Source organism: Acinetobacter sp. YH12233 (genome assembly GCF_013417725.1).
Lineage (GTDB): Bacteria > Pseudomonadota > Gammaproteobacteria > Pseudomonadales > Moraxellaceae > Acinetobacter.
Genome location: NZ_VPDK01000013.1, coordinates 70,795 through 86,100 on the forward strand (window position 1 = coordinate 70,795; position 15,306 = coordinate 86,100).

Annotated in this window: 12 protein-coding genes; 4 read left to right on the forward strand and 8 right to left on the reverse strand. The window is 43.9% G+C overall.

The annotated features are described in order from the left end of the window. Complete coding sequence (proC, locus tag FTV12_RS07920; RefSeq protein ID WP_180033841.1) at positions 1-831, forward strand: pyrroline-5-carboxylate reductase; 831 nt, start codon at positions 1-3, stop codon at positions 829-831. A gap of 32 nt (positions 832-863) precedes the next feature. Then, entirely contained in the window at positions 864-1,433 is a 570-nt protein-coding gene (locus FTV12_RS07925; RefSeq protein ID WP_004783550.1) for a YggT family protein, read from the forward strand. Positions 1,434-1,582: 149 nt separating this feature from the next. Here the strand turns inward: FTV12_RS07925 and polA are convergent, their stop codons facing one another. Further along, a complete protein-coding gene (gene polA, locus FTV12_RS07930; protein ID WP_180033842.1) occupies positions 1,583-4,348 on the reverse strand; it encodes a DNA polymerase I in 2,766 nt (921 codons plus the stop codon). Positions 4,349-4,509: 161 nt separating this feature from the next. Between polA and FTV12_RS07935 the strand changes: the two genes are divergently transcribed. Then, a complete protein-coding gene (locus tag FTV12_RS07935) occupies positions 4,510-7,215 on the forward strand; it encodes a DUF2339 domain-containing protein (protein ID WP_180033843.1) in 2,706 nt (901 codons plus the stop codon). A gap of 150 nt (positions 7,216-7,365) precedes the next feature. Here FTV12_RS07935 and FTV12_RS07940 read toward each other — a convergent pair whose 3' ends face one another. Further along, positions 7,366-8,289 carry a mechanosensitive ion channel family protein gene (locus FTV12_RS07940; RefSeq protein ID WP_180033844.1) on the reverse strand — a complete coding sequence of 308 codons (924 nt, stop codon included), beginning with the start codon at positions 8,287-8,289 and terminating at the stop codon, positions 7,366-7,368. Between the two features lie 9 nt (positions 8,290-8,298). After that, positions 8,299-9,120, reverse strand: a complete 822-nt coding sequence (locus tag FTV12_RS07945) for a hypothetical protein (protein WP_257220878.1) — start codon at positions 9,118-9,120, stop codon at positions 8,299-8,301. A gap of 102 nt (positions 9,121-9,222) precedes the next feature. Here FTV12_RS07945 and gspE point away from each other — a divergent pair, with 102 nt between their 5' ends. Beyond that, entirely contained in the window at positions 9,223-10,710 is a 1,488-nt protein-coding gene (gspE, locus tag FTV12_RS07950; protein WP_180033846.1) for a type II secretion system ATPase GspE, read from the forward strand. A gap of 173 nt (positions 10,711-10,883) precedes the next feature. Here gspE and FTV12_RS07955 read toward each other — a convergent pair whose 3' ends face one another. The 5 genes from FTV12_RS07955 to FTV12_RS07975 form a co-directional block, all read right to left on the reverse strand. Further along, positions 10,884-11,309 carry an organic hydroperoxide resistance protein gene (locus FTV12_RS07955; protein ID WP_159123044.1) on the reverse strand — a complete coding sequence of 142 codons (426 nt, stop codon included), beginning with the start codon at positions 11,307-11,309 and terminating at the stop codon, positions 10,884-10,886. Between the two features lie 118 nt (positions 11,310-11,427). Then, positions 11,428-12,255 carry a carbon-nitrogen hydrolase family protein gene (locus tag FTV12_RS07960; protein WP_175965997.1) on the reverse strand — a complete coding sequence of 276 codons (828 nt, stop codon included), beginning with the start codon at positions 12,253-12,255 and terminating at the stop codon, positions 11,428-11,430. A gap of 20 nt (positions 12,256-12,275) precedes the next feature. Beyond that, positions 12,276-12,794 carry an anti-anti-sigma factor GigB gene (gene gigB, locus FTV12_RS07965; protein ID WP_004783532.1) on the reverse strand — a complete coding sequence of 173 codons (519 nt, stop codon included), beginning with the start codon at positions 12,792-12,794 and terminating at the stop codon, positions 12,276-12,278. Between the two features lie 112 nt (positions 12,795-12,906). Further along, entirely contained in the window at positions 12,907-13,875 is a 969-nt protein-coding gene (gene gigA / locus FTV12_RS07970) for an RsbU family protein phosphatase GigA (protein ID WP_180033847.1), read from the reverse strand. Positions 13,876-13,978: 103 nt separating this feature from the next. Beyond that, positions 13,979-14,896, reverse strand: coding sequence for a VacJ family lipoprotein (locus tag FTV12_RS07975; protein ID WP_034170814.1), 918 nt, complete (start codon positions 14,894-14,896; stop codon positions 13,979-13,981). Positions 14,897-15,306 lie beyond the last annotated feature (410 nt).

Here is a 15,306-nt window from a genome sequence, read left to right on the forward strand (position 1 = left end):
ATGAGTGCAGCTTTAAATTGTAATATTAGTTTTATTGGTGGCGGTAATATGGCTCAAGCTCTGATTGGCGGGCTGATTTCACAGGGGTTGCCAGCAACGCGTATTACAGTTTCTGATCCGGTTGAGAAAGTACGCTCACTTCTTGCAGAAAAAGAAGTCAATGTCACTGATGATAATATTGCTGCTATTAAAGATGCGGATATCGTCCTGTTTGCAGTCAAACCACAGGTTTTAGCTAGTGTGTTAAAACCACTTCAAGGTTTACTTGATGGCAAGCTGGTGATCTCAATTGTCGCTGGTGCCGAGATTGCAACACTATCTGCGCTATTGGGTACTGACCGTATTGTCCGTGTGATGCCAAATACACCCGCATTGGTACAGACTGGTGCACATGGTTTATTTGCCAATGAAGAAGTGGGTAATGATGACCGTGAGCTGGCGAGTCAGGTTTTGGCTTCTACCGGCCTGACAATTTGGGTAAACTCAGAAGCTCAGATTGATGCCGTAACTGCTGTGTCCGGTTCAGGTCCTGCTTATTTCTTCTATATGATGGAAAGCATGATTCGTGCAGGCAAGAATTTAGGTCTGGATGAAAAAGTAGCTACTGCATTGACGTTGCAAACTGCTTTGGGGGCAGCGCAAATGGCGATCACCAGTTCTAATACACCAGCAGAGCTGCGTAAGAATGTCACATCTCCGAATGGTACAACTCAAGCGGCATTGGAAGTATTTGATCGCGCGCAAATTTCTCAGAATATTCAGGCAGCGCTTGCTGCTGCGCAAAAACGTAGTCAGGAACTGGCCCAAGAGCTCAGTGACAATAGCAAATAATCTATCAGTTTAATTTTTAGGAACGTTCAAGTATGGGTGCAAATTCTGCGCTAATTTTTGGCATTATCATTAACGTCGCGATTTTGCTCGTATTCTTCCGCTTTTTAATGCAATTGGCCGCGGTGAGTCCTTATAATCCTGTCGTTCTATCTACTGTCAAAGCGACTAAAATTGTAGATGTTTTTGGGCGTATTTTCCCAACCGCAGGTAAAGGCCGGGTGAATACTGCTGCACTGGCACTTTTAGTCGTGCTGTATTTGCTGAAAATTTTTGGCATCATGTATTTGTCCGGGGGAATGCCAAATGGTCCAATCCATTTGCTTATTCTAACCTTCGTCACCATGATGCAGGATTTGATCCGCTTCTGTCGTTACCTGATTTTTGCAACGATTATTTTGAGCTGGGTGGTGATGTTTACGCAATCCCGCTCACCTTATATTGAAGTGGTTCAGGAACTTGCAGAACCATTATTGGCACCGTTCCGCCGTATCATGCCGAATATGGGAATGATCGATCTGTCTCCAATTCTGGCAATTTTGGCACTGATCGTAATTGAAATGATTATGAACCAGGTGGCAATTGTATTGCTAACCGGTCTTTAATCAGATCCCAAAGAAAAAGGACGCTTAGGCGTCCTTTTTTTATTTCAAGAAAATTCCCTCTCCTTGTAGGAGAGGGTCAGGGTGAGGTCTATAAATTTAAATAACCTCCATCCCAACCTTCCTCCTAAAAGGAGGAAGGAGCTTTAGTATTAGTGTGCCTCATCCCAGTTCATGCCTTTACCAACTTCCACGACCAAAGGCACAGAAATTTCAATCACGGATTGCATCACTTCAGCCAGTTGAGGTGCCAGTTCATCTGCAATCGCTTCATCGACTTCAAATACCAATTCATCGTGGACTTGTAGCAGCATTTTGGCCTGATCTTTAGGTAGCATTTTATCAACCTCAATCATCGCCATTTTAATGATGTCTGCAGCCGAACCTTGTAATGGTGCATTAATCGCAGCACGTTCAGCGGCTTTGCGGACCATCATGTTACGGGCATCGATATCAGGTGTGTATAAACGGCGGCCTAGAATGGTTTCAACGAAGCCTTGTTCCAATGCCACCTGACGGGTACGCTGCATATATTCATAAATCCCCGGATAACGACGGAAATACTGTTTGATATATTCCTGGGATTCCTGACGAGTAAAACCTAACTGACGAGTCAGGCCAAATTCAGACATGCCATAGAGCAGACCGAAGTTCACGGCTTTAGCCTGACGACGCTGATCATTGGTTACTTCTTCAAGCGGGATACCCAGAACTTCAGCTGCGGTACGGCGGTGCACGTCCTGTCCATGGTTAAAGGCATCTACTAGCGCATCATCCTGAGATAAATGTGCCATCAGACGCAATTCAATCTGTGAATAATCGGCTGCGAGTAAGACACGGCCTTCAGGCGCAATAAAGGCCTTACGAATCTGACGTCCGATTTCCGCACGAATTGGAATGTTCTGCAGGTTTGGATCAGTAGACGATAAACGGCCGGTTGCAGTCAGTGCCTGATGATAACTGGTATGCACACGATGGGTCTCATTATTGGCCTGCTTGCATAGACCATCGGTATAGGTACTTTTCAGTTTAGACAGACCCCGATACTCCAGAATAAGTTCAGCAATCGGGTGTTCCAGTTTTTCCAGCACACTTTCACTGGTGCTGTACTGACCGGTAGAGGTCTTTTTGCCACCTTTTAGGCCTAGTTTATCAAACAGAACTTCACCGACCTGTTTCGGAGAGCTGACATTAAACGCTTCACCGGCTATTTCCGTGATCTGATTTTCCAGATTCTGCATGGTTTGAGCGAACTCACAACCGAGTTGATCCAGAAAAGCCAGATCCAGTCGGATGCCATTTTCTTCCATACTGGTCAGCACACGGGCTACTGGCATTTCAATATTATGCAGAATATTGACCAGTTCAGGATAAGTCTGCAGCTTTTTGCTGAGTACTTCAAACAGACGATAGGTCACATGTGCATCTTCTGCGGCGTAGTGTGCTGCGGCTTCGATCTCGATTTTATTGAAAGTTTTTTGTTTGGCGCCTTTACCTGCCACCTGTTCATAGGTCGTGGTTAAGTGGCTTAAGTACAGACGAGCCACATCATCCATGCCATGACGGGTGGCAACCGAGTTCAGCACATAAGAAGCCAGCATGGTATCAAAATACCAGCCCGCCAGATGAATGCCGTGATTTTCCAGAACATGCGCATCATATTTCAGGTGGTGGCCAATTTTCTGAATCGCTTCATCTTCTAAAATCGGTTTGATCTGAGCCAGAATTTTTTCACGATTTAGCTGTTCTGGTGCACCTTCATAATCATGTGCCAATGGTACGTAATAGGCATCCTGTGCATCAAAAGCCACCGAAAAACCGACAATCTGTGCAATACGATAATCCAAACTGGTGGTTTCAGTATCAAAAGCAAAGCGTTTTTCAGTATTTAAACGTTCAAACAGCTTGTCCCAATCTTCCTGAGTTAATACAGTATGATATGTCGCTTCTCCAAGCTGATCGTTATCACTGCTCAGTGTCGCTTGCTGCTCATCGGCTTCTTGAGGTTCAGGTACGGCTTTGGCAGTAATCGATTGAGTAGCCTGTTTATAATTACGGTTGTTTGGATTATTCGGATGGTCCAGTGATTGTAGCTGGTTACGGAATTCCAGTTCGGTATACAGATTACGTAAAGCTTCTACATTTGGATCCTGAAGTTTCAGGTCATCATAAGTGAAGCTTAAATCCAGATCGCAAATGATGCTGGCCAATTGATGATCCAGTGCAATGCCATCGGTATTGTCTTTAATATTCTGACCCACTTTACCTTTGATCTTGTCGACATTTTCCAGAATGCCACCAATCGAGCCATATTCATTGAGTAATTTGGCTGCAGTTTTTGCTCCGATCCCAGGCACACCCATAATCCCGTCTGAGGCATCGCCCATCAGGGTCAGGTAGTCAATGATCTGGTTCGGCCATACACCAAACTTTTCAAAAACCCCATCAACATCCATTGGTTTTTCTTTGAAACTGTCTTCCAGGGTCACTTTATCAGTCACCAGCTGTGCCATGTCTTTATCACCAGTTGAAATCAGTACCTGATGACCTAAAGCTTCAGCACGTTTAGCCAGTGTACCAATAATGTCATCGGCTTCCGCACCTGGCAGCATATGCAGGGGAATGCCTAATGCGCGAATCAAGGCATGTAAGTATGGAATTTGCTGTGACAGTTCTTCCGGCATGCTCGGACGGTCACCTTTATAAATAGGTGATAGCTCGTGACGAAAAGTCGGTTCAGGCGTGTCGAAAATCACCGCCATATGGGTTGGCTGGGTACGGCGCATCAGTTTTTGAATAGCAGAAATTGCACCACGAATTGCATTGGTGTGCAGACCGGTTGACGTGGTTAATGGTGGTAGTGCATGAAAGGCACGAAATAAAAAGTAAGAGCCATCGACCAAGACAAATGGTGGCATGTAATCAATTCCTTATTCAAAAAACAGTTTTATTGTACGTGATTTTTACTGCACTCGCAGGGGCAAGTCGGTTTCTACAGCTTAGCGAATATTGGGTGAAGATGAAATAAGCAGTACAAGCTGTTGTATGATGACATGGTTAAGGAACGAGAACGAGAAGAATGACGGCAGGGCAAAATGAATTGCGTATGATCTGGCTGATTAGTCTGGTAATTGTGGGAATAAGTGCATGGTATCTGGAATTGCAGATCGTGACTTATCTCACTGGTCTGGGTTTCCTGATCAGCGTGATGCAATATATCAGTGCCATTGAAGCGCCCATGCGGGATCTGGCAGCACCGACGCAGGTGATTATGTCAGCCAATTCTAAAATACCGCTATATATTTCTTCTATTATCGCCATTGTCGGAGGCGTGACTGAGCTTAACTGGCTCATGGGCATTGGTATTACCGCCTGGATTTTCTTTCTATTACGCTGGCTACAACGTTTGGAACGTAATATTATCCAGTTGCAATCTCGTTACCGATCAGCAGATCAGACACATCCAGAAATCACTCAACCAGATATTCCTTTACCTATTGCTGCTCAAGCTAGTCCAGATCAATCACAATTGCTGGATCAGATCCAACAGTGGATTTTTCGCGGAAATCCAGTTCTCAAAGCTGCGATCGCCATTTTGGTAATCGGAATCATTTTATTACTTCGTTTTGCAACAGAGCACTGGCAGCTGAGCTTGGCGGTAAAATTAGGACTGGTCGCTTTATCTGCTGTTGTTGTGACCGGATTGGGTTATACCCTGATCGCTAAAAACCGCAGTTTCGGTCTGGCACTAGAAGGCTTGGGATTAGGGGCACTATTTCTGACCTTGTTCTTTGCCTATTACAATCTGGTGATTGCCACGTTGCCACTGGCAGCTCTGGTGTTCTTGGTCATTTTGGCAATTACGCTGTACTTAAGCTTGAAACAGGAAAGTATTGAGCTGGCAGTCATGGCCTTATTCATTGCCTATCTGGCGCCGTTTACCTTGCCGACCCGAGATGCTTCTGCGGTTGAGTTCATCAGTTATTATCTGCTGATTAATATCGGCGTGCTGTTACTCAGCAGTTTGCGGCCCTGGAAAATCCTGAACCAGATTGCTTTTCTGGTCACAGTCATAGTAGGTGGAATGTATAGCCTGATTCATGGTCATACATACGAACGTTATACGATGACGACTCTGATTCTGGCACATAGTGCGGTATTCATCTGGCTGGGCTTTCGCTTTAGCCAGTTACTGGCCCGGCAGGATCTTTCCCGTTTTCGTTTAAAACCGGTTCTGGATCTTGCCCTAATTTTCGCTGCACCGATTACCGCCTATATTTTCCTGTATCTGATTCATTTCAATCAGCCTGATCAAAAGCTTTGGCAAGCCGGATTTAGTCTGTTATTTGCCGGGATATTTGCAATCTGTTGGACTTTAGTGCGTCGTAGAGAAAGTATTCAGGTCATTTCCCAAAGTTATCTCAGCTTGATGCTGATCTTTCTGGCTTTGGTTCCACCCATTTTATTGACAGAGCAGTGGAGCGTAGTCGGTTGGGCGGTTGAAGGAGTACTAATTTATCTCTGGGCATTGGAAAAGAATATTCGGGTTGCGCATTATCTGAGTATGGGACTGCTGATCATGGCAGGCTTCAGTAGTGTTTACTATCTGATTGAGCTTAATCCCACACCGCGGGAAATTTTCTGGATTCTCAGCTTCTGTTATGTCGCCGTCGTCTTCCTGAGTCAGCTTAAAGCCAAATATCGCCAGCAGCTGAATAGTTTAAGTATCAGTTTTCTGAGCATTCTCAGTTTTGCTGGAATTTTGATGTTGTTTGCCTTGCTTGAAGATGAATTTGCTCATGAGCAGACCTATATTTATAGTTTATTCAGTCTTGTACTGGGTCATACGGTTCTAAGTGAAATCATACAACGCAAGCATCAGGAATGGTGCTGGTTATTGCCAAAATGGAGCAGTCTTACGCCATTGGTGATCATTGCGATTTTGCTGGCTGTTGATCATAGCGAAAATGGGATTCTGGTCTGGCCAAGTGCTTTGGAGCGTGGAATCTTTGCACTTTCATCATTATTGCTGGCTGCTTTATGGTTAAGACCGGTGAAAGGGATTGATTTATCCAAAGAGTGGATGAGCTTTGGTGTTTTTGCCAGCCTGGCTTTAGCCAGTTTATGCCTAATACCGAGCATGCCTTATCTCAGTATGGTAATTCTGCCTCTTGTATTCTGGTTCTGGTGTTACCGGCAAAAAGAAAATTCAGAGTGGCGCTTACTCTGGCAGAGTAAAAACTGCTTAGTGTTAATGGGAGCTTGGTTAATATGCTCACAGCTGTTTAACCAGCAAGCTTTCCAATATTACTGGCTGCCTCTATTCAATCCATTTGATCTGATCAGTCTGGCCATGCTTGCCAGTTTCCTATGGATGCTGTTGCAGCAGATTCGGGCAGGACACGATCGCGGTATGATGTCGGTACTGATGGTGCTAAGCCTGTTATGGCTGTCGAGCTATATTGTATTACGGGCTCTACATATCTATCTGCAAATACCATTTAATAGTCTGGAATTGTGGAGCAATGCTACGGTGCAGCTAAGCTTGACGATTCTTTGGGTATTGTTGGCTTGGGCAACCATGTGGACGGCTACGCTAAAAAGGCTTAAACCAATGTGGATTTTAGGAGGCAGTATTCTGGTGATCGTCAGCTTGAAGCTGGTGTTATTCGACCTGTCTCATACCGGTACACTGACACGTGTGATTTCATTCTTGCTGGCCGGTGGGGTCATGCTACTGATTGCGTATATAGCACCAATGCCGGATGGGGAGAAAAGGGTTTGAATCTAAATTACTCGATTTGAGCGTTAATTTAATCTCCCCAAACCCTGAACGAGCTTAAAGCACAGCTTTAAGCGATATGTAAAAGAAAGACAGGCTTTTTATGACAGTTCCTCCCTTAGTAAAGGGAGGTGAGGAGGGATTTAGAAAAAGTTATTTTAAATCCGGCTCTCTCTTCAGCTCCTTCTCATTGGCATATTGATCAACGTCTTCATTTTCCAGTGGGCGAGCCAGTGGATGATCAACAAAGCCCATTTTCGGTACCGGAATTTCAATCTGGTTATCGAGAAAGCCATTTCGAATCCGTTCCTGCATTTCATCACGGACTTTCAGATAATTTTCCTGCTGACACCAAATCGCAAACAAAAGTTCAATCGAAGATTCACGGAAGGCGGTGACTGTGACTGCAGGCTTTGGATCGGCCAGAACCAGCGGATATTTATTGGCAACATCAAGCAGTACTTCACGCACCTTGATGATGTCTTCATGAAAATTAATAGCCAAGGTAATCGGAATACGCCGGATTGGAAACTTGGACAGGTTGTGTACCGGAGCCCGAATCAGTTGTTCGTTCGGCAAACGTATATAGATATTATCTTGAGTAAGCAGTTTAACCGAGAGCAGATCAATCGAAATCACTTCACCTTCAACGGTATGTCCACGAATCAGTGTAATCTGAATGGTATCACCGACCTCAAAAGATCCTTCACCAATCAGGAAGATACCGCTGATCAGGTTGGATGCAGAGGTTTGAGAAGCGAAACCCAAAGCCACAGTTAAAATACCCGCTGCACCGAGGAAAACACTGAGTTTAAAGCCGGCTTCCTTCAAACTCGCCATCACAAACAACAGGAAAATAAAGTAGAAAATCCCGCGGCGCCAGACCATTTGCTGATGCGCATTAAAGCGTATACCGATAGTACGGATAAAAGCATTCGAGAAAAAACGTGCGATCAGGAAACCAATAAAACACAGCACAACCGCGACGACAATTTCAGTCAGGCGATCCGTATTAATATTGGTAAATACTCCCTTGAGACTGTTGGTGACTTCGGTTGAAATATTCGAATTTGGCATCACACGCTCTTAGAAAAATGAATCAAACATATTAAATAAATTTCCCGCTGGATCACGCGGTGGGTGTAAATAATCCACTTCACCCGCATTGGGCGGGGTACGGTTTTCCACCCGGATCCGGGGGGGGCGATCCAGACCTTCATGCAGAACCTTAATCTGCGAGGTCCATAAACGTTCAGTGCTGGCACTATAAAAGAGAGGCAATGCAGGTACTGGAACATTCATCCGATCGAAACGCAGTTGCTGCTGACTGGTATTATGAAATTCAATCGGGGTCACAGCACGGAATGCACGAGGACGTAATTGTTGGAGCTCGGTTCTTCCGTCAACTGCGGTAGCATAGCAAATTTCACCGGAACGATGATTGGGTCCAAACCAGGTGTCTTTCGGTAAAATCACTGGAAGATCAAAAATCGGTTCACGTTGACCTTCGACAAAACCGGCAATCCATAGCGGGGTGCTGATATAGAGGGTTCCACGTTGTCCAGCCGGAATATAAATCGGATCAACCGGTTTAATTACTACGGAGCGATTCGCCAGACGCGGCATAAGCTGTAACTTGCTTTGGGTAGATTTGAACATATAGCGTTCAATTTTCACCGGTTTCGGAAATGCAAACAGTGGATCATTAATCTGATGCCATTGCTGTTCATAATCGTACTGCACCGTCGGACGATAATATTCCATTCGCCATTCCTGCAAACCTCTGGTCAAACGAAACAGCAGAGAGCCAAATTGCCAAGCCTTGGACTCGTTAATTTCAAAACTTTGCTCTCCCCACCATTGAATTCTGGGAGACTGCAGGTTTAATTCCTCTTGATCTTGCGGCAATGTTGGCATCCTTTCTTACTAAATCTTTGAAAACATACTTCACGCTGTCATATGCTTAGAGTACACTCAATTTAAATTTTTTCATCATTATTATAATCTGCGATGCAAGTACTGAAACAATTACAAATCCCGTATAGCTTTGCGAAACGTCATGGTGTGCTATTGCGTTATGAGGGAGATCAGGCTTTTATTGTCCGTCGTGACAATACATCTATGCTTGCATTACAGGAAGCACGCCGTTTGCTGGGTCATCCGGCTCAGTATCAATATTGTACAGAACAAGAATTCAATCAGTTACTCAGTTCCAGTTTTGCCGGCGATAGTGGTGAGTCACAGCAGGTCGCGGCTGGTCTGGAAGATCACCCGGATTTATTAAGCCTTGCTGATTCGGTCCCTGAAGCCGAAGATCTGATGGATCAGGAGGATGATGCGCCTATTGTCCGTCTGATCAATGCCTTGTTGTCTGAAGCAATCCGTGTTGGCGCCTCAGATATTCATGTGGAATCCTTCGAAAAACGACTTTCTGTACGCTTGCGTGTCGATGGGCAACTACGTGAAATTGTGCAGCCGCGTCGTGAGCTGGCACCATTACTGGTATCACGGATCAAGGTCATGGCCAAGCTGGATATTGCGGAAAAACGGATTCCTCAGGATGGCCGTATTTCCTTGCGTCTGGCAGGTCGCGAAGTCGATGTTCGTGTTTCGACCTTGCCATCTTCTTATGGTGAGCGGGTGGTGATGCGTTTGCTGGATAAGCAGGCTGGCCGTCTGAATATGACTCATCTGGGCTTGATGAATAACGATTATGATCGACTCAAGACCCTGGTGCATCGTCCTCATGGTATTATTCTGGTGACTGGACCTACCGGTTCGGGTAAGACCACCACCTTATATGCAGCACTCTCTGATCTAAATGATGGTTCCAAAAATATTCTGACAGCTGAAGATCCAGTGGAATATCAGTTAGAAGGGATTGGTCAGACTCAGGTAAATACCAAAGTCGATATGACCTTTGCCCGTGCCTTAAAAGCCATGTTACGTCAGGATCCAGATGTGGTGATGGTGGGGGAAATCCGTGATCTGGAAACTGCAGAAATTGCAGTTCAGGCATCATTGACTGGTCACCTGGTATTATCAACACTACATACCAATACTGCGATTGGTGCAGTGACGCGTTTAAAAGATATGGGAATTGAGCCATTCTTACTATCCAGCTCTTTAATTGGCGTAGTTGCTCAGCGTCTGGTGCGTACCTTATGTCCACATTGTGCGACCTGGAAGGATGCAGATGCATTTGAGAAAAATCTGTTTGAACATATTGAGCATCCACAGGATTTAAGATTACCTCAACCGCACGGTTGTGAACGCTGTGGGAATACCGGCTTTAGTGGACGTACTGCCATTTATGAAATTGTACCGGTTGATGAACATATGCGCCGTCTGATTCATGGCAATGCGGCTGAATATGAGCTGGAAACCTATGCACGTCAGCAATCAGGTTCAATTCGCGATGATGGTTTACGTAAAGTGCTGGCTGGTAAAACCACGATTGAAGAAGTTCTGCGTGTAACCAATGAGGCGGCAGAGTAAATTTTTATTCGATGGGATAGGAAGGCACTGTTTTCTTAAATAAATATCTCAAATGATCATTTTTCTATTAAATAGCATAAAGCAATTTTGATCAAAATTTTATAAGAATGATCAGCTCTATCCTGAAATGACTTCTGATTTTTCAGGATAGAGAGTCAAATATTTATTTAGACTTAGGTGATGACATTCAAAGTAACATCAATATTGTTACGGGTTGCATTTGAATAAGGACAAACGATGTGTGCGGCATCGACCAGCTTTTGAGCTTCTTCCTGTTCCATGCCTTCTAAATGAACATTTAAAGTCACTTCAATACCAAAACCGGTAGGAATCGGACCAATGCCAACTTCACCCTCAATATAGGCATCTTTGCTAATATTGATTTTATCCCGGTTGGCAACAAACTTCATGGCACCTAAAAAACAGGCTGAATAACCTGCAGCGAACAATTGTTCAGGATTGGTTCCGCCACCTGGGCCACCCATTTCCTTAGGCACTGCCAGTTTTACATCCAGAATCTGATCGTCAGAGGTTGCACGGCCATCCCGACCGCCTGTAGCTTTGGCACGTGCGGTATATACTGCTTTTTCTAATGACATGAGAGTATTTCCTGCTTGTTCTTTTATGGAACTTCTATGCTCCATAATTTCTAGGGAAGAATAAGCAGGGATTTTGTTAATTTATGCAAGCGAATGAGAATGCAGTAGAAAGTCTGACTTAAGAAAATTGTAATAACTTGTGATGCTGCATGAGTGGCATAGACTCACGCACTTTGGCCTGCTCAGTCAAATCAAAATCAACCGTAATAATCTGTGCGCCTTCCGCATGCACCATATCGAGAAGTTGACCACGGCTGTTTGTGGCAGCGGCATGTCCCCAAGTTTGACGTTTTTCACCATGCCAACCCTGTTGAGCAGCACCGAGAACTGTGCATTGGGTATCCATAGCACGTGCTTGCAATAATAATTGCCAGTGCATTTGGCCAGTGGTGTAAGTAAAGGCAGATGGCGCAGTTAAAATATTCGCGCCTTGGCCACGTAAATGAAGCGCGAGTTCAGGGAAACGCAGGTCATAGCAGACCATCATACCGATATTGCCAAAAGGCGTTTTCGCAACAACAATATCGGTACCTGGTTCAAAAAATTGGGATTCCTGATAGCCACCAACAGCATCACCGACCTGTACATCAAAGAGGTGAATCTTGTCATAGCGGGCTTCAGTTTTTTCTGGGCTAATACATAGACTTACGGTTCGAACCCGGCCATCTTCAATAATCGAACCATCAGGACGATAAGGACAGGGTAATGTCCCCGCGATAATCCAGATCTGATATTGATGAGCCAGCTGTTCCAGACGTTGTTGAATGCTCTCGAACTGAGCAGCAGTTTCGTGCTGTTTACCAGCAGCAAAACAGACGAAATTTTCAGGAAAGACAATAAGTTCAGCGCCTTTTGCTTTACTTTGTTGAATTAATGATTCGATGGTCATGAAATTTTGCTCAATTTCATTCTGGGAATTCATCTGTGCAACAGAAAGTAAAGTCATAGGGATTCCTTATTGTGTGTTTATACCTTTTGTTCAGACACTTGATCTAGATTATCTTGTTCTTTTTGCAACTGTTTGACCAAGGGCTCAAACATATTCTGGTTGCTCTGATTTAACCGCATTAAAGTCTTGTGTGCATCCAGAACAGTTTTCAGCATCGCTTGATGCGTCACATGTTCTTCCATCAGTTTACGCGTACATACATTTGAATCACCGCAGTAATCCAAAATGACAAAGACCTGCCCCAAGCCCATACTGTTGGCCAGAGTCGTGATATCAGAGTTAGTCGACAACATCACCGCCTGGATCTTATGGAGCTGCTTAAGTTTAAGTCCTAATTTTGCCAGGACACCCAGTACAGTGCTGTCAATAAAGCTGGTTTCAGTCAGATCAACAATTGCGCCAACAACGTTGTCCTGCTGCTCAAGTTTGTTCAGTAATTTGTCTAGACTAATACAAGATTGGGCCCGCACTTCGCCGATAAGCTTAAAAATATGCGTTCCATTCAAGCTTGCATATTCAACATGACCTGTTGACATATAAATGCCATTTGCAGAGAAGGATATTAAATTATCCCATAGGGTCTATAGATACTCAAGTAGCTGAAAGTCGCAATCAAATTAAGTGCTTATAAAACTTGTGATTATACTGCTATTTCACTCTTATAAAGCTGAGAATGGCAATATCGTCGGCAACATGTTCGGGTGCTTCGAAGGATTCGTTTTGTAAGTGATGCAATAATTGGGAAAATTGTTCATTCAGACCGCCGCTAAACGGCTCCAATGCCCCATCTGAACAGATAATGAAACGTGCATTGCGGCTGAAGATATACTCATTTTCGTCTACCTCAAGGTCTTCAGTGAGGCCAAGAGGGAAGCTGCTGGATGACAGGATTTTTGGTTCCTGATTCGGTTCAAAGATAATCGGAGGAGGGTAGTGACCAGCACTGGACCATTTCAAGACATGGGTTTCCAGGTTCAGGATTCCGGCAATCATGGTGATATGCTTTTCGATATTTTCCTGAACCAGCATCCCGTTTAGTTTCTTGATTAGCTCACGAGGCGTTTTGGAGCGACCATGAAAAGCCGCCATCCAGGACGTTAATAAACTGCTGGTAACGCCATGACCAGAAACATCCGCAAGATAAAAAATGATTTCTTTATCGCTGATTTTCCAGTAATCGTACCAATCGCCAGATAGATAGGCAGAAGGCTGAAAATAGGTTTCAACCGCATAATTGGTTAATTTAATTTCATTCGGCAGCAGACGTTTTTGTAGCTCTGCCGCAGAAGGAAGATCACGACTATCCTGATTACGCTTATATTGCGCATCAATTTTTTGTAATGCGATATCGGGTTGTTCAGGCAGTTTATCCCAGATCCAGCCTGCCAAAGCACCTTGTTCCCAAGCTTGTGCCAAGGCTGTTCCTTCATTTTCTAGCGCTAATACTACAGTCGGAAGGTTCCACTTATATTTCAGATAATCATGTACATCTGCAATAGCAATAATCGTTGCATCGTACAACTCGTGATCTTCCAGCTTGATTACTTGAACGTGCGGAAGCTTCTCAAGTACTTGATCTAAATAAGGAATATCACGGGTAGGTTGAATGAAATACATAGACAGGTAGTTCGATCCTGGAATGAGTTATAAGATGTACTATAACAAGCAAATGATTGCTAGCGAACAGTTTCCGCTAGCAAATCATCATTGAGCTTAGGTTTCAAAGGTCATCACTAGAAGATTCAGTCTCATTTTCATCGAGAGATTCATCTTCAAGATTTTCATCATCGAAGTCATCTTCAAGGAATAAAGATTCCTGTTCCAGACCTTTTTTCTGGGCAATCATATAATTGGTGCGCTGCAAATAAATATCGCGAATTTGTGCATAACGATCACCTGTTAACACACCTTCAATATCAAGTAATTCTGCACGATTATCAATTGCACGCCAGAATTGATCACCCCAATACAAGCCTTCATCATCTTCAAGAATATATTTCTGTGGACGGGTCTGGCTATCGACTGCCATACCGAAAGTATCACGCACAGAACTTGGGCCTAGGAACGGTAACATCACATAAGGGCCAGAAGGTACACCATAATAACCTAGTGTGATCCCGAACTTTTCATCTTCATGATCCAATCCCAGACGACGGGCAGGATCTGCCAGACCTAAAGTAGTTAAGGTATTAATGGTAAAACGGCCCAAAGATTTTGCCGCACGAGCAGGACGGCCCTGAATCAACTGGTTTACCGCATTCCATGGTTCACCCAAATTGCTACGGAACTGGGTGTAGCTGCCACGAACATCTTGAGGAACCTTTTTCTGATACTGAACCGCAATGGGGCGAACGACTGCCTGATCGATTGCATCATTAAATTGATACACCTTTCTATTCCAGCTCTGAAAAGGATCTTTAACTTCTTCAGCCTGTGCAGCACTAGCATCGACTTTTAGCTGGGTTTGCAGGTGACTCACCTTGGAAGATATTTTTTCTCTGAGTGGAACCGTATCAGTAGTAGTAGAAGATTCAGTTTCTATTTCAGTCTGTTCAGCCTGAGTAGTGTCTTCAGCAAAAATTAATGGGCTAGAGGCCAAAGAAAATAAGCATAAAGATAAATAAATAGAGCGATGCATAAGGAAACCCCAAAGCCTTGTTCTGAGTATAGTGGCGTTGTTTAACCCGGAATAATAAACTGTATTACTAGGAATAGGCGTAATTTAAGCAAAATTGTATAATAAATGGATAAAAACTTCATAAAAGACTAAAAATTAGACATGCGGTAAGATTTATTTAAAAAAGTTGTTGCAAGGCATCTGAAATACTGTAGAATGCACATCCATCGGCGGTGATGAAGATTAAAACTTCTGATAAAACAGTAACTTAGCATGAAATAGTTAAGTTGGGTTTTAGAAAGGGAGTTTAAAAATAATTTTCATTACTGGTTGACTTTCTAGAGATAGAGAGTAATATAGCCGACCTAGCTTGCTACTGACGAAGTAGTAAGAAGATCATTAAGAGATTATGAAGAACAACTTGTGTGGAT